The 21,942-nt window shown below is 37.8% G+C and carries 18 protein-coding genes; 11 read left to right on the top strand and 7 right to left on the bottom strand.

The genetic code is table 11. The features are described 5' to 3' along the window. The first annotated feature begins 12 nt into the window (after window positions 1-12). The 4 genes from ABD915_RS03235 (at window position 13) to ABD915_RS03220 (ending at window position 2,236) form a co-directional block, all read left to right on the top strand. The gene (locus ABD915_RS03235; RefSeq protein ID WP_345115087.1) at window positions 13-534 is read left to right on the top strand and encodes an RNA pyrophosphohydrolase; all 522 of its coding nucleotides are present in this window, start codon (window positions 13-15) and stop codon (window positions 532-534) included. 137 nt (window positions 535-671) lie between these two features. After that, complete coding sequence (locus tag ABD915_RS03230; RefSeq protein WP_345115085.1) at window positions 672-1,232, top strand: invasion associated locus B family protein; 561 nt, start codon at window positions 672-674, stop codon at window positions 1,230-1,232. Window positions 1,233-1,591: 359 nt separating this feature from the next. Beyond that, entirely contained in the window at window positions 1,592-1,885 is a 294-nt protein-coding gene (locus ABD915_RS03225) for a YggT family protein (RefSeq protein ID WP_345115083.1), read from the top strand. A gap of 24 nt (window positions 1,886-1,909) precedes the next feature. Next, window positions 1,910-2,236: a DUF167 domain-containing protein gene (locus ABD915_RS03220; protein ID WP_345115080.1), complete on the top strand. Its 327-nt coding sequence runs from the start codon at window positions 1,910-1,912 to the stop codon at window positions 2,234-2,236. A 38-nt stretch (window positions 2,237-2,274) separates the two neighbouring features. Here ABD915_RS03220 and ppa read toward each other — a convergent pair whose 3' ends face one another. The 3 genes from ppa to mgtE form a co-directional block, all read right to left on the bottom strand. Further along, window positions 2,275-2,805, bottom strand: coding sequence for an inorganic diphosphatase (gene ppa, locus ABD915_RS03215; protein WP_345115077.1), 531 nt, complete (start codon window positions 2,803-2,805; stop codon window positions 2,275-2,277). A 68-nt stretch (window positions 2,806-2,873) separates the two neighbouring features. Then, a complete protein-coding gene (gene typA, locus ABD915_RS03210) occupies window positions 2,874-4,700 on the bottom strand; it encodes a translational GTPase TypA (RefSeq protein ID WP_345115074.1) in 1,827 nt (608 codons plus the stop codon). 662 nt (window positions 4,701-5,362) lie between these two features. Further along, complete coding sequence (gene mgtE / locus ABD915_RS03205) at window positions 5,363-6,739, bottom strand: magnesium transporter (protein ID WP_345115071.1); 1,377 nt, start codon at window positions 6,737-6,739, stop codon at window positions 5,363-5,365. Window positions 6,740-7,091: 352 nt separating this feature from the next. Between mgtE and ABD915_RS03200 the strand changes: the two genes are divergently transcribed. Next, the gene (locus ABD915_RS03200; protein WP_345115068.1) at window positions 7,092-9,116 is read left to right on the top strand and encodes a M3 family metallopeptidase; all 2,025 of its coding nucleotides are present in this window, start codon (window positions 7,092-7,094) and stop codon (window positions 9,114-9,116) included. A gap of 158 nt (window positions 9,117-9,274) precedes the next feature. Here ABD915_RS03200 and ABD915_RS03195 read toward each other — a convergent pair whose 3' ends face one another. Both ABD915_RS03195 and ABD915_RS03190 read right to left on the bottom strand, forming a co-directional pair. After that, window positions 9,275-10,339 carry an SGNH/GDSL hydrolase family protein gene (locus tag ABD915_RS03195; protein WP_345115065.1) on the bottom strand — a complete coding sequence of 355 codons (1,065 nt, stop codon included), beginning with the start codon at window positions 10,337-10,339 and terminating at the stop codon, window positions 9,275-9,277. A gap of 15 nt (window positions 10,340-10,354) precedes the next feature. Beyond that, window positions 10,355-11,611 carry a lytic murein transglycosylase gene (locus tag ABD915_RS03190; RefSeq protein WP_345115063.1) on the bottom strand — a complete coding sequence of 419 codons (1,257 nt, stop codon included), beginning with the start codon at window positions 11,609-11,611 and terminating at the stop codon, window positions 10,355-10,357. 269 nt (window positions 11,612-11,880) lie between these two features. Between ABD915_RS03190 and galU the strand changes: the two genes are divergently transcribed. Together galU and ABD915_RS03180 are read left to right on the top strand one after the other, a co-directional pair. After that, window positions 11,881-12,771 carry a UTP--glucose-1-phosphate uridylyltransferase GalU gene (gene galU, locus ABD915_RS03185; RefSeq protein WP_345115060.1) on the top strand — a complete coding sequence of 297 codons (891 nt, stop codon included), beginning with the start codon at window positions 11,881-11,883 and terminating at the stop codon, window positions 12,769-12,771. 38 nt (window positions 12,772-12,809) lie between these two features. Continuing rightward, a complete protein-coding gene (locus tag ABD915_RS03180) occupies window positions 12,810-13,805 on the top strand; it encodes a KpsF/GutQ family sugar-phosphate isomerase (RefSeq protein WP_345115057.1) in 996 nt (331 codons plus the stop codon). A gap of 287 nt (window positions 13,806-14,092) precedes the next feature. Here ABD915_RS03180 and omp10 read toward each other — a convergent pair whose 3' ends face one another. After that, window positions 14,093-14,452 (bottom strand): outer membrane lipoprotein Omp10, encoded by a 360-nt coding sequence (omp10, locus tag ABD915_RS03175; protein WP_345115054.1) that lies wholly within the window; start codon window positions 14,450-14,452, stop codon window positions 14,093-14,095. A gap of 253 nt (window positions 14,453-14,705) precedes the next feature. Here omp10 and ABD915_RS03170 point away from each other — a divergent pair, with 253 nt between their 5' ends. From ABD915_RS03170 to guaB, 3 genes are all read left to right on the top strand, one after another. Beyond that, window positions 14,706-16,091, top strand: a complete 1,386-nt coding sequence (locus ABD915_RS03170; RefSeq protein ID WP_345115051.1) for a sigma-54-dependent transcriptional regulator — start codon at window positions 14,706-14,708, stop codon at window positions 16,089-16,091. A 434-nt stretch (window positions 16,092-16,525) separates the two neighbouring features. Next, entirely contained in the window at window positions 16,526-18,097 is a 1,572-nt protein-coding gene (locus ABD915_RS03165) for a phospholipase D family protein (protein ID WP_345115048.1), read from the top strand. Window positions 18,098-18,241: 144 nt separating this feature from the next. Then, on the top strand, window positions 18,242-19,741 hold the full coding sequence (gene guaB, locus ABD915_RS03160; RefSeq protein ID WP_345115045.1) for an IMP dehydrogenase: 1,500 nt from the start codon (window positions 18,242-18,244) through the stop codon (window positions 19,739-19,741). A 173-nt stretch (window positions 19,742-19,914) separates the two neighbouring features. Here the strand turns inward: guaB and ABD915_RS03155 are convergent, their stop codons facing one another. Next, on the bottom strand, window positions 19,915-20,064 hold the full coding sequence (locus tag ABD915_RS03155) for a hypothetical protein (RefSeq protein WP_345115042.1): 150 nt from the start codon (window positions 20,062-20,064) through the stop codon (window positions 19,915-19,917). A gap of 533 nt (window positions 20,065-20,597) precedes the next feature. Here ABD915_RS03155 and ABD915_RS03150 point away from each other — a divergent pair. Next, window positions 20,598-21,884 (top strand): RsmB/NOP family class I SAM-dependent RNA methyltransferase, encoded by a 1,287-nt coding sequence (locus tag ABD915_RS03150; protein WP_345115039.1) that lies wholly within the window; start codon window positions 20,598-20,600, stop codon window positions 21,882-21,884. Window positions 21,885-21,942: the final 58 nt, after the last annotated feature.

Below are 21,942 nucleotides of genomic sequence, written 5' to 3'. Positions count from 1 at the left end.
GGGGATAATTAAATGAATGCAGTTGTTAATTTAAAGGTCCTTCCTTATCGGAAATGTGTTGGAACCCTTGTTTTTAATGATAAGGGTAAAGTTTGGGTTGGGCGCCGTTTGATGGCGTGTGCTCCTGCAGAGACCGAAATATCTTATCGTTGGCAACTCCCTCAGGGGGGTATCGATGAGAATGAAGAACCGTTAGATGCAGCGTGTCGTGAACTTTATGAAGAAACGGGTATGCGTTCTGTAAAGCTGCTCAAGGAAGCACAGGATTGGTTTCATTATGATTTTCCACAAGAACTTATTGGGTGCACATTAAACAATAAATATCGTGGACAAATGCAAAAATGGTTTGCTTTTAAATTTACAGGAGAGCTTTCTGAAATCATGATTAATCCCCCGCCAGATGGTAATAAAGCAGAATTCGATCAATGGAAATGGGTCGACCTCGAAGCTCTCCCTTCGATCGTCGTTTCTTTCAAAAAGCATGTTTATATGAAAATTGTTAGTGAATTTCGAGGTAGCCTTATAGGATTATAAAAGCTATATAACTGTAGAAAGCTCTTTTTTCATTGAGATAGCTTTATATTATGCGTAAAAATACTTCATATTATTGTGCATAACTTTCAAAAAATAATAAACGTAATTTTCTTTTATGTAAAGAACTGGAATATAAAATGAAAAAGTTATTTAATTTATTTATATTTTTTACTCTGTTGAGTATTTCTTCTGCAGCATTTGCATCAGATTCGAAGTCTGCCGCAACGAAAGCTCCCGCAGCTACATTGCCAAACGGTGCTTCTTCTTTAGCTGAAACCTATGGCTTGTGGACTATTAACTGTGGTGTACAAGAGGCTAAAAAAGTTTGTTTGATGCACCGTCAGGAGGTAAATGATCAAGGTCGTGTTGTTGTGGCTATGAATGTTATTCTCAATGCTGATGGTGTTGTGTCTGGTAATTTGACAGTTCCTTTTGGTATTTTAGTCTCTAAGCCTGTTCGTTTACAAGTCGATGAAGGGAAGGCTGTTATCGAAACCGGTATTCGGACTTGTATACCAGCAGGTTGCATTGTTCCAATAGTTTTTGACAAAAATTATGTGGCAGCGTTACGTGCCGGAAAGCATTTGAAGTTGGCTATGACAGTTGCTGCTCCAGGCGAACCAGCTTTAAATGATTTGTTCATTCAGCTGAATGGTTTCAGCAATGCGCTTAACCGTTTGACTGCTTTGCAGAAATAATCTTAAAGATAAAACAAAGGCGGCCTTTAAAGGCCGTTTTTAGTTTAAGCGTTTTTTGCAGCAGGCTTATAGCTAAAACGGCAAGATTATTATAGAAGAGATGTTCAAAGTTTTTTGAAGATTCTTAGATTGTTTATTTTTTGTTTCTGTTTTTGCTCAGCTATTTTTATTCTGCTATTTGTTAGGTTTCATCATCATTATGATATAGAGATGAAGAATGTGAGCTCGTGTTTTTTATCTAAGAGAAAAAGAGCATTAACGTATGGGAATGTAAAACACCGTTTTTTGATAAATAGGTTTATTTTAATAAATGCTTTATATGTGATCTTCTGTTCCATTGATTAAAAGAGGGATAAAGAGTGATTTATGCATTGCTTCAGGTAATTGATCTGATTTTCGAGATTTATATTGATATTTTAATTGCAAATGTCATATTTTCTTGGCTTTATGCGTTCAATATTGTGAACACGCGCAATCGCTTTGTTTTTTTGATCGGCAACTTTTTGTATCGCGTTACAGAGCCAGTTTTGGGTCGTATTCGGCGGATTTTGCCAAACCTTGGAGCGGTTGATATCTCCCCCATTGTAGTATTCATAATTATTTATTTTATTCGTATCTTTATGTGGCGTGCTTATGCAGGAGTTTACCTATAGAAGCACTATATTAGGTGAACGAAGATGTTTTATCAAGTTGATACAAATGGCTTGATTTTGTTTGTATATTTAATTCCCAAAGCTTCAGTTGACAAGATAATGGGGGTTGAATGCAGGGATGATGGAAAGCAGCATTTAGTTATACGTCTTCGCGCTGTTCCTGAAGATGGAAAAGCAAATAAAGCACTCATCAAGTTTTTGGCCAAGCAATGGAAAATTCCATCTTCTTGTATTGCTTTTAAGGGTGGTGCAACATCACGCTACAAACAACTTTATTTTTCAGGATATTTAGAAGATTTAAGGGAGATATTACGCTCTTTAGGAGATATACCTTTTTGCAGAAATAAGTAAAAAGCCTGTTTTTGAACAGGCTTTTTATTTTAGAATAGTTATATTTCGTTATTGCGCTCAATAGCTTCCTTAATTAAGTCGCGCGCGCAGTTTTTATCACGCCACCCCTCAATTTTAACCCATTTTCCAAGTTCAAGATCTTTGTAATGTCCGAAAAAATGCTCAATTTGTTTTAGTGTAATTTCGGGGAGATCTGTGTAATCATGAATATTGGTATATCGTTGTGTTATCTTTGGAGTAGGGATAGCAATAATTTTTTCATCTTTACCTCCATCATCTTCCATAATAAGAACGCCGATTGGGCGGACATTGATGACACAACCGGGCATAAGGGGACGAGTATTACAAATGAGAACATCAATTGGATCACCATCGTCTGAAAGTGTATGTGGAACAAATCCATAGTTCCCAGGATAGACCATTGATGTTTGAAGGACGCGATCAACAAATAACGCTCCGGATTTTTTGTCCATCTCATATTTTATTGGTTGACCACCAACAGAGACTTCAACGATAACATTGATGTCTTCTGGCGGATTTTTACCAATGGGTATTTCCTGAATATTCATGTAAATATCCTTTCTGGAGTATAATTAAATGCGATACAAGAAAATATTTAATCGAGGAAATCATAAAATTAGCTTGAAATTGATGAACGTGTTTTTTCAAAACGTTTGCGTTCATTTGGATCTAGATAGAGTTTACGGAGACGAATATTTTTAGGAGTTACTTCTACAAGTTCATCATCTTGTATCCACGATAAGGCACGTTCTAACGTCATTTTAAGTGGAGGAGTTAATTTTACGGCTTCATCTTTTCCAGAAGCACGCATATTCGTGAGCTTTTTTCCTTTTAAAACATTCACTTCTAAGTCGTTATCACGAGAGTGTATGCCAATAATCATTCCCTGATAAACTTTAACGCCAGCATCGATTATCATCGGTCCACGATCTTCAAGATTAAAAAGAGCATAAGCGACAGATTCACCGTTATCATTTGAAATCATAACACCATTGACGCGCCCACCAATGTCTCCCTTATAAGGTTCATAAGCATGAAAAAGACGATTCATAATGGCTGTACCACGTGTATCAGTTAAAAGCTCAGATTGGTAGCCAATGAGTCCTCGCGTTGGTGCGTAAAAAACAAGGCGCACACGATTGCCTCCAGAGGGACGCAATTCAACCATTTCGCCTTTACGTTCGGACATTTTTTGAACAACAGTTCCGGAATATTCCTCATCAACATCGATGACTACTTCCTCGATTGGTTCAAGAGTTGTTCCATTTTCATCTTTTTTCATCACAACCCGTGGACGTGAAACACTAAGCTCAAACCCTTCACGACGCATATTTTCAATGAGAACAGCAAGTTGCAATTCTCCTCGTCCTGAAACATAAAAAGAATCTTTATCGGCCGATTCTTCAATTTTTAAGGCTACATTGCCTTCTGCTTCTTTTAACAAACGATCACGGATAACACGGCTTGTTAATTTATCGCCCTCAGTTCCTGCAAGGGGGCTATCATTAACGAGAAAGCTCATAGTAACAGTGGGAGGATCAATGGGTTGAGCGGTGAGAGGTTCATTGACCGCGAGATCGCAGAAGGTATCAGCAACAGTGCCTTTTTGTAAGCCGGCAATTGCTACAATATCACCGGCAACACTCTCTTCAATAGGTTGCCGTTCTAATCCACGAAATGCTAAAATTTTTGAAATACGCCCAGTTTCTAAAAGCTTTCCATTTTGTCCAAGAACCTTGACACTTTGATTAGGTTTTATAGAGCCCGAATGAATACGGCCTGTAATAATCCGCCCCAGAAATGGATCGGCTTCAAGAATAGTTCCGATCATACGAAATGGTCCTTCAGCTACACTAGGAGAAGGAACATGGCGCGTTACAAGATCAAACAAAGGACTGAGTCCTTGATCTTTCGGTCCTTCTGGGGATTCAGCCATCCATCCATCGCGACCTGATCCATAAAGAATGGGAAAGTCAAGCTGTTCATCGGTTGCATCAAGAGCGGCAAAAAGGTCAAAAACTTCATTAATAACTTCGTCAGCACGTGCATCGGTCCGATCAATTTTATTGATGACAACAATTGGACGTAATCCTACTTTCAATGCTTTGCCAACGACAAATTTTGTTTGTGGCATTGGGCCTTCGGCAGCATCAACAAGTACAATTGCTCCATCTACCATATTCAAAATACGTTCAACTTCTCCACCAAAGTCGGCGTGACCTGGCGTATCAACAATATTAATTCGGGTATCTTTCCAAACAACGGACGTCACTTTTGCTAGGATTGTAATTCCGCGTTCTTTTTCAATATCGTTTGAATCCATCATACGCTCGCTCGTGCGTTGATTGTCGCGAAAGTTTCCTGATTGTTTGAGAAGTTCATCTACGAGTGTTGTTTTGCCATGGTCAACGTGGGCAATGATGGCGATATTACGCAATTGCATAAATTTTCTTCTTTTCTTTCGTGAAATTTCATTTGAGGTAAAGCTTTTGCATCCCTTACCTAATTATTCTAAAAACCTTTTACATGTTTTTTTATAATTTTGGAAGGGGAGGAAATATTTTTATGGCAAAGTGTTTGTAAAGATTTTTGATGTTTTATTGGATTAGAAATTTTTCCAAAAAAATTTTCAGTGTGTGAGCATTCCATACGAGCTATGCACTAAGAAAACGAATAATGTAATTTGCTCCTTTATAATTTAAAGTGCGTACTTTAACTATTGCCTGTAAATCAACATCTAAATCCAATGCAGTTGTGTATTGGTAACATATTGATTTATGATGATATAATTATCATTTTCTCTATTGAGTTAGAGTGCTAAATGCAGAGATACTTTCTCTCGTATTTATACAGTGCATTAATGTATATAAATTTTTTCTAAAGCTGCTTTTATAGATAAGCTAATCCCTCTTTTTGTTTATGATTGAATATTTTTTATTCATTCATGAGACAAGAGCATTTAAAATAATGAATTATGACAATATCAAAAGATCTTATTTAAGATGCGCAATGTTGTTTTATGTTAAAAAAAATCAATGTGTTGCTCAACAGTTGCTTACATAGAAGAGATTTTAAGCAGCATGATATACGTTTTTACTTCCCAGATTAAAGTAGAGTTCCAGATAAAATGAAAGAGGCAACAGAAAAATAGATTATAATCCCCATAACATCCACTAAAGTTGCGACAAGGGGGGCTGAAGCACTTGCTGGATCGAATCCCAAACGTTTAAGAATAAAAGGAAGCATGGAACCAGACAAAGAACCAAACGTAACAATTCCAACCAAAGCTGTACCTACTGTTATGGCGATAAAAATCCAGTGTTCACCATAGTTATAGATACCAAGTTGTTGCCAGATAACAATACGCATAATTCCAATAATTCCGAGTAAAAGTCCAAGGGATATTCCTGCTGGGATCTCACGAATAATGATTTTCCACCAGTCTTTAAGTGTGAGCTCACGTAAGGCTAATGCGCGGATAATAAGTGATGTTGCTTGTGAGCCAGAGTTTCCTCCCGAGCTCATGATAAGAGGAATAAATAGCGTGAGAGTGATGGCCTTTTCAAGCTCTGTTTCGAAATATTGCATAGCACTTGCTGTCAACATTTCGCCAAGAAAAAGTAAAGCAAGCCAACCCCCACGTTTTTTCATCATTCCCAAAAAGTTGATCTGCATATAGGGTTTATCGAGAGCTTCCATACCTCCGAATTTATAAGCATCTTCATTCATTTCATCAACCATTGTATCAAGTACGTCGTCAACTGTCACAATACCGATGACATGATTTCCTTCGTCAATAACTGGCACAGAAAGAAGATCATGGCGTTGAAAAAGACGAGCAATGTCTTCATGATGCGTGAAGGGGGATATCGTAATGGGTGTATCATGTGTAGAGACGTTTAGAATTTGATCATCAGGTGAGGCAAGGATAAGATTACGCAGTGAAACAGCTTTAATAAGGGTGCCCGTTTTGGGGTCGATAACATAGCTTGTGTAAACTGTTTCGCGTGTTCGTTCGACATCGCGGATATGATCCAGAGTTTTTTTAACAGTCCAGTTTGCAGGGACCGCTATAAACTCTGTTGTCATTAGTGCACCAGCTGTATGATCAGGGTAACTCGTGAGTTTTTTAATTTCAGCGCGCGTTAAGGGGTTGAGCAAAGCATAAAGCCGCGTGCGGGTTCCTTTATCCATTTCTTGAAAGACATCTGCAGCGGCATCTGCGGACATACCGTCAAGAATGTCCACAGAGCGTTTTATAGGGAGAAGTTCAAGAATAGCTGCTGATTGCTCAAGTTCTGGTTTATCAAAGAGTTCAATAGCATAATCAAGAGGTAAAAGGCTGAGAATAGCTACGCGTTCCATGATATCGAGATCATTAATGATATCAATTGAGTCAGCAAAATGATGATTTTTTAATTCTTCGGCGAGAGCTTCAGGAGAAGAATTTTTGAAGTCGAAGGTCGTTTTAATTTCAGTCATAATAAAGTACCTTCCGAAGGATTGGAGAATTATAAATTCAGATCATGGATAAAATAAAACAAAAGTCACGGAAGATTTAAAAAAGTCCTCCCCAATTGCACTCTTCCAATTGTTAATATTTAAAATAAAGTCAAGGATAGACAGCGGGTTATAAACAATTTCATGAATCAGGTACATAAGGATTTTTAATTTTTTTATCTCCTAATAATGAAGATATTCTTTATTTCTACTCCCTAAAAGAGAAGTTTAAGAGGCATTTTTGAAGCGCACTAAATAGTTTTAGTATATTAACAATTTGTGTCATAAAGGTAATGATTATACCTTGAAATTTATAATGGAGATAGAGAGTATTATGACAAAAGCAGCGGTACTAGATTGGAAAGGATTTTCGGAGCTTCCTGATTTTTCTTCAATAAATGATGAAGATTTTAAACCCGCTTTTGAACAGGCATTGAAAGAAGCAGAAGATGAAATAGAGGCAATCGCAACATTGAAGGAATTGCCAACGCTTGAGAATTTTTTGCAACCTTTTGAGCTTTGTGGCAAGGCGCTTGATCGGGTATGTTCAATATTTTTCTTACGTTCAGGTGCTCATAGTAATGCATTGATTCAGCAGTTAGAACAAGATTTTGTTGTAAAACTTTCTCATTATTCTTCAAAAGTTATGATGGATGCGCGGATATTTGCAAAACTAGATGTGCTCTATAAACAATCGCAGCAGGGTATGTATGATAGCGAAACAACACGTGTGCTTGAATTATGGTGGAAGAAGTTCATTTGTAATGGTGCAAAACTTAATGAAAAAGAGAAAAGGCGGCTTGTAGAAATTAATGAGAAGCTTGCCTTTTTAAATGCTACTTTTGGCCAGCATGTTTTAAAAGATGAAGCTGAATGGATTTTATTTTTAGAACAAACAGATTTGTCTGGTTTGCCTGATGATCTTATTGCTTCAATGAAGGAAATTGCGCGTGAAAGGGGTCATGAGGGAGCTTATGCATTAACATTGGCACGCTCAATTATTGATCCTTTTTTGAAATTCTCTCATCGTCGTGATTTGCGTGAAAATGCATTCCAAGCTTGGTCCAAACGTGGTGAAAATAATAACGAGAATGATAATCGGGCAATTATTTTAGAGATTGTTGCACTTCGTGATGAGAAGGCTAAATTACTAGGATATAAGTCTTTCGCAGATTTAAAACTTGATAATACCATGGCCAAAAGTGTTGATGCGGTTATGGATTTGCTCACACCTATATGGGAACGGGCAAGAGCTAAGGCTTCTAGTGAACAGATTGAATTGCAAAACTTTGCAAATAATCAGGGCAGCAATGAAACTCTAGAGGCTTGGGATTGGCGTTATTACGCTGAAAAGCTTCGCGCTGAAAAATTTTCTTTCGATGGAGCTGAAATTAAAAATTATTTTCAGCTTGATCGCATAATTGAAGCAGCGTTTGGAGTAGCAGAAAAACTCTTTGGAATTTCATTTGAAGAAAAAAATGCTGTTACGCTTTGGCATCCTGATGCACGTTTGTGGGAAGTAAAAAAATCTGATGGAAGTCTGCTTGGGCATTTCATCGGTGATTATTTTGCACGATCTTCAAAACGATCTGGTGCATGGATGAGCAAATTGCAATCGCAGCATAAACTGAATGGCGGACAAAAGCCTATTATCTACAATATCTGTAATTTTGCTAAACCCTCTAAAGGGGAGGCTGCTCTTTTATCACTTGATGATGCGCGTACACTTTTCCACGAGTTTGGACATGCATTGCATGGTTTACTTTCTGATGTAAAATGGCCATCTGTATCGGGAACATCGGTTTCGCGTGATTTTGTTGAACTTCCTTCGCAACTTTATGAGCATTGGTTAACAGTACCAGAGATTTTAAAATCTTATGCTACGCATACCAAAACAGGGTTTCCTATGCCACAAACATTGATAGATAAAGTTTTATCAGCACAAACATTTAATGCTGGCTTTTCTGCGGTTGAGTTTATTTCATCAGCCTTAGTGGATATGGCTTTTCATCAGGGAAAAACGGTAACTGACCCAACAATATTTGAGCATCAAGAATTGGAAAAGTTGCAAATGCCTGACGCAATTATTATGCGTCATCGTCCCCCACATTTTACACATGTATTTTCAGGTGATGGTTATGCTGCTGGTTACTACTCTTATATGTGGTCGGAAGTGCTTGATGCCGATGCTTTTCAGGCCTTTGAAGAAACAGGTGATGTTTTTAATTCAGAGCTTGCTGATAGGTTAAAGCGTTTTATCTATTCTGCTGGAGGAAGCCGTGATCCAGAGGAGCTTTATAAAGCTTTTCGAGGGCGGTTGCCTTCACCAGAAGCAATGATTAAAAAACGTGGACTATAAATGATAACGGTATGGTTTAGACCATACCGTTATTTTCTTTTTGTCTTTTTGCTACTAAGGTTTATACAAACCTCTATCATTATCATAATGAAAATAAGGCTTTTTATTTTATTCGGTTTTTGGTTTGTGAAGAAAATGAAACTTTGTGTTTTAACAGGTTATAGGAAAGAAAAATTATCAGCTCTCTCTTTCTGATGGCCATTTGGGGGTGACCAGGATTTTTTTATCAGGCTCTGATCGATTTTGTCTAGTAAGTGGGTGTTTTGTTGCGCCATATCATCGAGGCTTATTGGTGGTTGGCGTTCAATATTATGTAAGTCTTGTACAGATTGTAGAGTATTTGCGTTGGTAAGATGTGTGTCTTCATGAGAAAAGGCATGAAGCTTTAAAATAACTTCCAACGGTTTTTTTAAATAAGAGACAAGTTTCTTCTTTCCTTCAGAGGTAAAATTGATACCATCATCGGTGCGGAGTCTGGTTATTTTTCCATTGATATCATAGCCTGAAAAAGAAAATTGGCCTTGTTCATCAATAAAACCATTCCAGATATCGAAAAAATATCCTCCTGCGTTTTCTGTTGCATTTTTATAAAGCTCGTTAAAGATTTGTATTTTTTGCGTTAAATTATTATTCTCAAAGGGTGGTTGTCCCATCCATATCCATGGTTTTCCAGAGTTATGCAGGCTTTCAGTAATTTCTATAATTCTTTTCTTGTAAATATTGAGCCATTCTGGCTGAATCGTACTGAATATGCCATAAGATGTTGTTATTGGTTGATTATCATTTGCACCTATTATCATAATAATGACATCAGGTTTATTTTTATCGATGAGTTCAGGAATATTATTTTTCCAAGAAGTGTGATCAGTTCGAACTAAGCCAGAAGATGGTACCGCATTGTTTATGATGATAATATTGTTATCATCAGTAAAAAGTTTGCTGAGTTCATTGGCAGCAGTAGAAGCGACAAAATCACCTATAACGAGAATTCGTTTTACATTTTTATCTTTTAATTTTTGTACGGGTTTTTGTATTACAATTTTTTTTTGTGGTTTATATATTTTTTGTTCTATAATTTGCGGTGGTTGTGGTTGTTCTTGAGTATTATGTTGGGACAACCATTTAAAGAAATTTGTCGCTTTACTTGGAGATGTTTGTATAACACTCACGGCAAAGATAGAGAAAAGCGATAAAATTAAGTATATCGGGCGGAAATGCGACAAACACTTTACTCCAGATTATTGTTTTCGAAGAAGGAAAAGAACTTCGGAGGTGGGATATCCATTTACTTCTAAGCCATGATGTAACTGAAAAGCTTTAATTGCTTTTTGAGAGGCGGAACCGATTTTTCCATCAATGTTTCCGTCATAGTAACCGAGTGCAGTTAAACGAGATTGCATTTCTTTACATTCTTGGAAAGTAAGAGGTTTAAATGGTCGCTTCCAGTCTTGAACCAATCCAGGATATCCGGCAATACGATCAGCTAATAGAGCAACAGCTAAAGCATAACGATCCGAATTATTATAGCGTTTAATAACAAAGAAATTTTTTGTTACTAAAAATGCAGGTCCTTTAGGGCCATCAGGATATTTCAATATTGCGAGTTCAGATGGAGAAGGAAAAGGTTTTCCATGAGCATGCCGAGCTCCCAGCTTTTCCCATTTCTTAAAGGAGAGCCAATCTTCAGGAAATGTTTTTCCGTGTGGTAATTTGGCTTCAACGCCCCAAGGAATGTCGGATCGCCAACCATTCATATGGAGTAAATTAGCGGCAGCAGCAAGAGCATCTGGAATTGATGTCCAAATATTGCTGTATCCATCGCCGTCCATGTCGACAGCATAGGCAAGGTAACTGGTTGGAATAAATTGTGTGTGTCCCAGTGCACCAGCCCAAGATCCTATGAGTTGAGAGCGATGAATGTTACCACTTTGTAAAATTTTCATCGCAGCAATAAGTTGCGTGCGTGCATATTTTTGACGCTTTGGGTCTGCATAGGCTAAGGTTGCTAATGAACGGATGGTATCACGCATCACAGCTTTATTTTCTAAAACTTTTCCATAGTTACTTTCCACAGACCAAATAGCGAGAAGAATATTGCGGTTAACACCAAAACGCCTTTCAATGCTTGGAAGCCACTTTATCCATTTTTGGGCTTGACGTCGTCCTTCCATAATCGCGATATCGTTAACGCGTTTATCAAAATAGTTCCATGAAGGGTCAACAAATTCTGGTTGATATGTTGCTCTTTTTAGGACTTCTGTGTCAATTGCATTAACATTTTTAAAAGCCATTTCAAATGTAGATGGTGAAATGTTGTTGGCTAAAGCTGTTTTTTTAAATTCTTCAACCCAGCGTTTAAAACCATTATCAGCGTGTGAAATTGAAGCAAAAAACATTGAAAAAGTAAAAAGAATAAACACTAAACCAATGATACAAGTTCTTTGATTTATGTATTTTTCCAAAGAGAAAAGTACTTTAAATTCTGTTTTTTGCATTTTAAAATTCCCGCTAATATTAAATATTTATGGTAGAACGATTTCATTTTTGTATTTGGTTTAATTGAATATATTTTCAAGTTTTACCAAAAAAACTGAAGTGGATTATTTGCGTTGAGAAAGTACCCTCCAATAAAAATTTCTACTCTTTCAGCTTTTTGCTATGCATTATAACGATAGTCAAAATAGTAAGATATCTTTTTAATACTTTAATTAAGGCATATGATAAACAAAAGCAGAAATCTATAGGGTTAATAAGGATGGTGAGAGTGCATAAAATCCGTAAAGCAGTATTTCCTGTAGCAGGTCTTGGTACGCGTTTTCTTCCTGCAACAAAAACAATTCCTAAAGAAATGCTGACGATTGTTGATAAGCCTGTTATTCAATACGTTGTAGATGAGGCACGTGAAGCTGGTATTGAGCATTTTATTTTTGTTACTGGACGCAATAAAGCAGTCATTGAAGATTATTTTGATGCGCAAGTTGAATTATATACAGCACTTGCTGAACGTGGAAGAAGAGAAGAGCTTGAACATTTACAAGATTTACAACCTTCACCAGGGATGACATCTTTCACAAGACAACAGCAACCTTTGGGGCTAGGACATGCTCTTTGGTGTGCACGTGAATTAGTCGGAGAGGAGCCTTTTGCGTTATTATTACCGGATATGCTGATTCAAGCTAAAAAGGGCTGTCTTTCTGAAATGATCAATCTTTATGAAAAAACCGGTGGAGGGAATATTATCGCTGTTCAGGAGTGTGATGTTGAAGAAGCACATAAATACGGTATCGTTGGCAAAGGTAAACAGATTGCAAATGGTTTTAAAATCACAAAAATGGTAGAAAAACCAGCAAAAGGGACAGCGCCGTCGAATTTGTACATCAATGGACGTTATATCTTGCAACCAGAAATTTTTAATATTCTCTCTCATCAAGAACGAGGAGCAGGAAATGAAATTCAGTTAACCGATGCGATGGCGAGGCTTTTAAATGAGCAAGATTTTTTTGGTTACCAGTTAGAAGGACTTACTTTTGATTGTGGCTCTAAAGCTGGTTTCATTGAAGCCAACGTTGCATTTTCTTTGGCACGCGCTGATATGCATAGCCAAGTTTCTGCTTCATTAAAAAATTTACTAGCAACCATTAAAGTTGAAAAATAATATAGATCTCTCATTCAATTTCATTTATCAAATTGATCATGACAATACAATCTTCTCTTATGCTGGGTTTTCAGGGTACCGTTATATCGGCGCTTAAAACACTTGCAAGTGAAAAACAGGGGCTTGAAGCCCTTGAAACCGCTCTTCTTGGAAGCCTTTCTTCCTCTTTTGAAGCTGCTGTTCAAACCATCAGAAATGCTAATGGTCATGTAGTGATTACTGGTCTTGGGAAGAGTGGTCATATAGGTACAAAAATTGCTGCAACCCTCGCTTCAACGGGGACTCCTGCTTTTTTTGTACATGCTGCGGAAGCCAATCATGGTGATCTTGGTATGATTGGCCCTGATAATGTTATTCTTGCTTTGTCATGGTCAGGCGAAACTTTGGAATTAAGTGGCATTATAAACCATGCTGCGCGTTTTCGTACGCCACTTATTGCAATGACATCGGGTGAACACTCTACATTAGGGCGACAAGCTGATATTGTACTCTTGTTACCGAAGATAGAAGAGGCTTGTCCCCATGGTCTTGCTCCTACAACTTCAACAGTTATGCAATTGGCAATGGGAGATGCACTAGCAGTTGCTCTTTTAGAAATGCGTGGTTTTACTGCAACGGATTTTAAGATTTATCATCCTAGTGGTTCTCTTGGTGCAAACCTTAAATACGTGCGTGATATTATGCATGGGGGTAACAGTATTCCTTTAGTTGTGCAAGGTACCACCATGGCTGAAGCTATGGATGTTTTGGTTAAAAAACATTTTGGTTGTGTTGGCGTTATAAATCAAGAAGGTGAATTAATCGGGATTGTGACTGATGGTGATCTTGCGCGCAACATTCACTTTAATTTATCAAAGTTTAATGTTGATGAGGTGATGACGAAGGATCCAAAAATTTTGGAACCGAATACACTGGTTGGTGCGGCGACAGCTTTTATTAACGATCACCATATTGGTGCTTTTTTCGTGGTTGAAAATAAAAAACCGGTAGGAATTGTTCACTTTCATGATCTTTTGCGCATTGGTGCTGCTTAAGTTTAGGAGTCTTCATATCAGATAAAATTTTATTTTGGGAAAAAGGATTCAATAATAGAAAGACAAATTTCTTCTGTAAGGCGAATTATTAAAATGCCTTTTGCAAAAGATGGTTATTTGTATGTTTATGGAGTGCAACAAATTGTCCTTATAGATGATCATATCAAGATCTTTGCGTATTATAGAGAAAATCCCCGTCAAGAGGAGAGATTTTATCTCCTCTTGTTGTTATATGTATGCTCTAGATGTCCTAATAGAATAGAAGCCTTTACTCTTTCTTATTCTATTTAAAATTTTCGCTTAAGAAAAAATTGTGATCCTGTATGTGATGTGCAGACAAGTTGTGTTGCATTATGCGATATCATACAACTTACTCGCGATACTGTTCCACGGAGAATGGAGCGTATTTCAATTTCTATATGTTGATCACTGACATAATTATATGTGCCTTCTGATAGTTTTTCTTCTGTATCTGCTGCTCGCGTTTCAAAAACACCATTGCGGAAAGAAGAAATAATACCGTTTTCATCAACCCATTTACCATCAATTCCAGTTGTTATATTTTGTCCATAATATTGCGAAAAGCCACAGGCACCTAATATCAAAGCGGTAATTGTAAGACATAAAATACGGTAAGTGTGCTTCATTTTTTTCACTCGATTTGTGTTACTCTGCTCTTTAGCTTTTATAACATTGCTAAATTATTCCATGAGTCAATATGAAAAATTTGATAAAAATCAATGAAAAAGCAAAAAAATAGAAAAAAATGCCTTAATGTTGTATTTAATTAGCTGATTGATAGATTTAGTGTATGAAACAGGAGAGGTAAAATATTTCTTATGGTTTACAATAATTCTTACATTAAGCTGTTTAGTAGTCTCAAAGGAAATTATTAGAATTATGGTTGGTCCCATTCTTGTTGCGAGTGAAGATTATGGGAGGCGTATAGAGCTTTCTGCTATGCTCCGAGGTTTTGGTTACCGTGTTATTGAAGCAGAAAATGGCCTCCGTGCGATTGATCTTTTACACAGACGTAAAAATATTGTGCTTGCTCTCCTTGATGTCGTCATGAGCGATTTGAGTGTGAGTGATTTAATTAAAATGATTAGAGTAGCGGGTGTTACTGTTCCTATTGTTGTGTTAGCACAACAAGAAAATCAAGAATTACTCCAGAAAGCTTTAGAAGCTGGGGCTATTGATTATTGGATTCATCCAGTTACATTACTGCGGTTGCGAGTTACTTTAGATACTCTTGCTCTCATTTCTGCATTGGAGCGTGAGGTTCGTTATATTCGACGAAAAAATGAGAATCATTTGCGGTTTTCTGATCTTTACATAAAAAGTAGAGCAATGCAGATAGTTTTAGAGCAATCGAAGAGAGCAGCGTCTTCTGTACAGAATCTTTTAATAGAAGGTGAAGTTGGAACTGGTCGTGAAACATTAGCACGCATTATTCATCATGAGGGGGTGTTATCGGAGGGAGCTTTTATTCGCTTCCAATGTACAGCTATCGTTGATCCAGAAGAGGAAAACCGCCAGTGGTTTGAAGAATTTTTACCACTTGTTTCTTCTCTTGAAAAAGGGACACTTTGCCTTTGTGATGTTGATCGACTTGAACCCATACAGCAAAAGCGTTTTGCCCATTATTTAAAAGAGAGGGAAAAGGTTACAAAGGATAAAGTTTTTCCTTTTCGGATTATTGCTATTTCAACATCGCGATTGAGGGATTTGGCTAAAGAAGACTTGTTTTTGCATAGTTTATTTGAACAGTTTTCTCAATTATCTATAAGCGTTCCTCCTTTACGAGAATTGAGGGATGATTTTCCAGATCTTACACAACGTTTAATTGACCGCATTATTACGGAAACAGGGCGATCGCATGTGCATGGTTTAGCAGGGTCAGCTCTTTCATTGCTTATGCAGTATGATTGGCCTGGTAATCGGGGTGAACTTGAGAATTTTTTATTTCGTGCGATTTTACTCAGTGAAGGGCCATTGTTAACTGTTCGAGACTTCCCACAATTAATGGGAAGTGCATTAACGAGTGTTCCAAATATCATTGAAAATAATGTGCTGGAAGATCATGAACAAGAAGTGGTAAAATTTTTGGATACTGATGGCCATGTTCGTACTTTTTCTGAGATGGAACGTGATATTATTGAGAAAGCGGTGAAACATTATAAGGGACATATGAGTGAAATTGCTCGTCGTCTTCATATAGGGCGCTCCACGCTTTATCGTAAAATAGAGGGTTTGAGAGCGGGAAACACTAAAGAACGGAAGTAAAATCCATGACAAATCTCTATTTATAAGAAGCATAATTTTCAGAAAAAGTATCGTGCTTTTGGTGAAGCAGAGGAGGGGTTTGAGTGTTTAGAAAGAATGTCGTGTATTGTATAGCTTTACCATTGAGGATAATTTTGTAAAATCAATGTGTGCGAATTTTATGAGATAGAATTATTTTCAACTCTCTTTGATCTTGTTTTAATTTTCATGACTTTAGCTCGGTTTGCACTTAAGATGAGGGGGATAGCTTTTACGCTTTTTAGGCATGACAGCTAAAATTCTGGGACAGTGATGTTGGGTTTATATTCTCTTAAGCAAGAGATGGCATTCTACTTGTTGCGTGATTAAGATAGAATCATTGATGACATTGGTTTTAGTGTGGTGGTTCATATCTATGGTAGTGCGGCGGCTTAAAAATGGAAAGTTAATCCTCTTTGACTCTGTTACAGATTTTTATCAGTTTTATCCTATTTTTTTTTATTGCGTCTATGTTAGCGATCTATACATATGGACGTTTTGTTAAAAATGCTAAGGGAGAGTGTTCTTATGCGTTTAATGTTAAAAAGGATGAAACCAAGCTTGACCATATAGTAAGTCAGTTAGCGGAGGAAACTGGTGGACTAGGGGTTGATAAAGATGCCCTTTCACTCATCATTAGCAATTTGGATGCGTTTTGTGTTCGTGCAATAGGAGCAGCACAAGCTGGACGTAGTCTTGATCTAATGTACTATATTTGGGACGATGATTTAACGGGCCGTTTGTTATTAAGCGAAATAGTGGAGGCAGCAGATCGTGGTGTTCGGGTACGCCTTCTTTTGGATGATATTAATGCTCAGGCACGTGATCCAGCTTATATTGCGCTGGATAAACATCCTAATATTGAAGTAAGAGTGTTTAATCCTGGGCGATCACGTAAGGGTGGTTTACGCCGTGGTTTAGAGATTATATTACGAGCAATCACTGTAACGCGCAGAATGCATAATAAAGCTTTTATTGTGGATGGCCGAGTGGCTTTTGTAGGTGGGCGCAATCTTGCAGATTCTTATTTTGATGCTGGTAAAGAATCACATTTTCGAGATTTAGATCTGATGTTAATCGGTCCCTCAGTTAAAAAGGTGGAAAACATCTTTGATGACTTTTGGAATAGTGTTGTCGTTTTACCGATTCATACTTTGGTTTCTTCTAAAAGTGCAAGCGATCTTGGCTATTGGAAGGATAAATTGCAGAAATTTCGTGATTCCAAAGTTGCAAAAGTTTATCTGGACTATGTCAACGAACATATTAATTTTAAATGTTTTATTGAAACAGGCAAGCGATTATTTTTAGCAGATAAAGTTGTTGTTCTTTCTGATCCTCCGGAAAAAGCATTGCGTAAAAAAGCAGGAAATTGGCTTATGAAGGCACTTTCCCAAGTTATTGGAGATGCAAAAAAAACAGTTCAAATTACATCACCTTACTTTGTTCCAGGTAAGGTAGGTACGCGGAGTTTTAATAACTTGGTTTCAAAAGGTGTTGATGTCAAAATTCTTACGAATTCTTTAGCAGCCACTGATGTGGCAGTTGTGCATGGTGGCTATGTGTCGTATCGTAAGGCCTTATTGAAAGGTGGTGTTAAACTCTACGAGTTAAAACCGAATGGGGATCATCATGGATTGCGTTTGTTTAGATCAAGCAGGGCAAGTTTACATACAAAAGCTTTTTTAGTTGATTGTAAAACTGCTTTTATTGGATCCTTAAATTTTGATCCTCGGTCAGCTGCGCTGAATACAGAAATGGGGATTCTATTTGAATGTGCACCGATTACAGCGAGGTTAGATTTGCTTTTTTCTGAGGAAACGACAGGTGAAATGAGTTATCATCTCCGCCTTGGTGATAATAACCGTATTTATTGGGATTTTATAGAAAATGAAAGACACTACAGCATTGATTGTGAACCAGAAAGCAATTTTTGGCGTCGGGCGTTTGCAAAAGTAATGAGTTGGTTACCCATTGAATCGCAATTATAAACCTTACAAATCACACATCAAAAAATTATTTTTCTTTTCATTTTATTTTTAGCGTGGCATAATTCACTGCCAATTCGCAACGTATGAGAGCCGCAGTTGTATTCAAAGTCACTTGCGGTGATTTTTTATTAAAGGAATTTGGCTATGGCAAAGATTGTTGAAACAGGGACGGGTGCATTGGCACTGACTTTTGATGATGTGCTTTTACAGCCGGGGCATTCTCTTGTTATGCCTAGCCAAGTAGATCTTAAAACGCGTGTCGCAGCTGATATTGAACTGAATTTACCGTTGCTTTCTGCTGCAATGGATACTGTGACGGAATCACGTTTGGCAATTGCTATGGCTCAAGCAGGTGGTCTTGGTGTTATCCATCGCAATATGTCTCCCGCAGAGCAAGCTGAGGAAGTCCGTCAAGTGAAAAAATTTGAATCTGGGATGGTTGTTAATCCGGTGACAATTGGACCAGATGCAACACTTGAAGAGGCTAAATCTTTGATGCGCTCTCATGGTATTTCTGGTATTCCAGTTGTTGAAGATGGTACTAAAGGTGGAATTGTTGGTCGGCTTGTTGGCATTTTGACCAATAGGGATGTGCGTTTTGCATCAAATCCACAACAAAAAATTTATGAATTAATGACGCATGAAAATTTGATTACAGTGCGTGAAAATGTTCAACTCCAAGAAGCCAAATATCTTTTACATCATCATCGTATTGAAAAGTTATTGGTTGTAGATGAACAAAATCGCTGTGTTGGTTTGATAACAGTCAAAGATATTGAGAAAGCACAATTAAATCCAAATGCTGCCAAAGATTCGCAAGGTCGCTTGCGTGTTGCAGCGGCCAGTAGTGTAGGGAACGATGGGTTTGAGCGGGCTGAACGATTAATAGATGCAGGTGTTGATGTTCTAGTAATTGATACGGCTCATGGACATTCTCAGCGTGTATTAGATACAGTTGAGCGTATTAAAAAAATGACATTCTCTCCAGCTATTATTGCTGGTAATGTTGCGACTCCGCAAGCAACACAGGCTTTGATTGATAGTGGTGCAGATGCTGTAAAAGTTGGTATTGGTCCCGGTTCTATTTGTACGACGCGAATTGTTGCAGGTGTTGGTGTTCCGCAGCTTGCAGCCATTATGAGTGCTGCAGAAATTGCTGATAAGGTAGGTATTCCCGTTATTGCTGATGGGGGGATAAAAGCTTCGGGTGATTTTGCAAAAGCCTTGGCAGGTGGGGCTTGTGCGGCTATGATTGGCTCTCTTTTAGCTGGTACGGAAGAGAGCCCTGGCGAAGTTTATTTGTATCAAGGGCGGTCCTTTAAAGCTTATCGCGGCATGGGATCAGTTGGTGCTATGGCGAGGGGATCGGCAGATCGTTATTTTCAGGATGAAGTTCTTGATGTGCTCAAATTGGTTCCAGAGGGAGTTGAGGGGCAAGTTGCTTATAAGGGGCCTATAGCATCGGTTCTACACCAACTGTCTGGTGGGTTACGTGCTTCGATGGGTTATGTGGGGGCAAAAAATTTAGCGGAATTTCGTGAAAAAGCAACGTTTGTTCGTATTACAAATGCTGGACTTCACGAAAGCCATACGCATGATGTTTCTATTACGCGAGAAAGTCCAAATTACCGGCGTCCTGTTTAATACATAAAAGCGTAGAGCTGTTTTGCAAGAGCATAAAAAACTTTTAGGATATGTTCGGAAATTACTCTTTTTGCTCTTTGTGATTTTTTATTACAATAATTTCAAAAGCACAAAGGAAGAAATTGGAGGTTAACGCTCCAATTTCTTCTGTGCGTTATAGGAAATTAAAAAGATTAACTTTTTGTCGTTTTCCGTCCCGTCTTTGACGCGCGTTGGCGAGTATTTGCCGGATCACTTTGGACGGATTTCTTGCCATTGTTTGAGGGTATTGTATTGTGGCGACTTTTAGATGGTGTTGTTTTCCCATTATTGTAAGTATTCATTATTTTCTCCTTTTAAATTATCTGGCAGAGAGCCAGTACAATAAAACGGTCATACCAATTAGTAGTTCCAAGCATTTTCTAAAAAGTTGCCTTCTGTTTTGTTGACAATCAGGTGAATGTGCCTAGCCTTGGGTGAAGTATTTTTCTAGACTTTAAAGAAGAAAGCATTTTTCAAATGTGAAATATTTGATACTGAGTACTGTTTATATAAAGTTGCTAAACACTTATTTTACCGAATAATGAGGATTTTATACTTTTTTGCGTAGTTCATTAACGAGAGGAAGTTGCTTTATGGATGACAGCCTGTTTTGCAGGCGCCAGAGAGATCTCGTATCTTTTAGAAGAATGCAAAATGCGGATGTGCAGCATATAAAATGAAGAATTTGCATATTATGGAAAAGCATAATCAGAATCACTCGGTTTTTTAATGCAAAGAGGGAATGATTTTGAGAAGGTTCCACTGGCAGTAAGAAAAATAATTTTTTTCTGCTAAAATTGTTTAGAATTTTATAGAAATTCAATAGGAGAAATGAATGCGCTTAGGTGGGCGTTTGCAGGCGGCGATAGATATTTTAAAAGAGATAGAAACGCGGCATCGCCCAGTAGGTGAAGCTTTAAAAGCTTGGGGGCTTTCTCATCGCTTTGCTGGAGCAGGTGATCGCGCAGCAATTGCTACAATTGTTTATGATGTCTTGAGACGGCGTTATTCTTTACAATGGCGTATGGAGAGTGATGATATGAAGGATGTCGTTTTTGGCACCTTATTAGACGCTGGAAAAATGACGATTGAACAAATTGATGGGGAATTAGAAGGAGATCGATTTGCACCTCAGTTATTAGGGGCGCGACAGCGCCAATCATGGCAAAAACGACAATTAGTCGATGCGCCAGACTATATTCGTGGTGATATTCCTCAATGGTGTCAAGCGCATTTACATCCTTTGTTTGTCGATAATTTGGTCGTTGAAGCTGCTGCGTTAGCAACACGCCCTTCTTTAGATTTACGTGTGAATAGCTTGAAGGCAACACCAGAAAAGGTTTTTCAGGAATTAGAAAAAACCAAAGTTCAATCTTTGTCATGGTTTCCGCAAGCCTTGAGGATTGCACCGATTGAAAAGTTTGACCGTCATCCCAATGTTCAGGTTGAGTTTGCTTTTCAAAAGGGGCACTTTGAAATCCAGGATTTGGGATCTCAAATTGTTGCCCACCTTGTAGAAGCAAAAGCCGGCATGCAGGTATTGGATTATTGTGCCGGAGCTGGTGGAAAAACATTAGCTTTAGCTGCTAATATGAAAAATCAGGGACAAATTTATGCTTATGATTCAGATAAAGTCCGTTTAGCTCCTATTTTTGATCGTCTTCGACGCGCTGGTGTTAGTAATGTACAACCACGGGTACAGAGAGAAGAATTGAAACCATTAATAGGCCAGATGGATATCGTTTTGCTAGACGCACCATGTAGTGGTACAGGAACATGGCGGCGGCGTCCCGATACGAAATGGCGTTTGACATTAGAGCAGGTAAGACAGCGCCAAGTAGAACAAAGGGCGATTTTGCATGAGGCGATAGATTATCTTAAACCAAACGGGCGCTTAGTTTATATTACATGCTCTCTTTTTGTAGATGAAAATGAGGAACAAATTTCTCATTTTCTTCAACAGCATTCTAATTTTTATCCAATAAATATGCGTGCACTTTGGCAGCAACATTTTAGTTTTTCGCCTGTGCAACCGAACTTTTCAAATTATGGACTTACTTTATCGCCAGCGACAACAAAAACAGATGGTTTCTTTTTATCTGTGTTACAAAAAAAACATTAAAACATATTTTTCGCATTTTTTATCTTAAACTTTACGAGAATAACCTTTTTCTTAAACG

This window comes from Bartonella jaculi, from assembly GCF_039543045.1.
Taxonomy (GTDB): Bacteria; Pseudomonadota; Alphaproteobacteria; order Rhizobiales; family Rhizobiaceae; genus Bartonella; species Bartonella jaculi.
The sequence above is the reverse complement of the archived record's forward strand: the minus strand, read 5'-3'. Positions and strand labels throughout refer to the sequence as shown.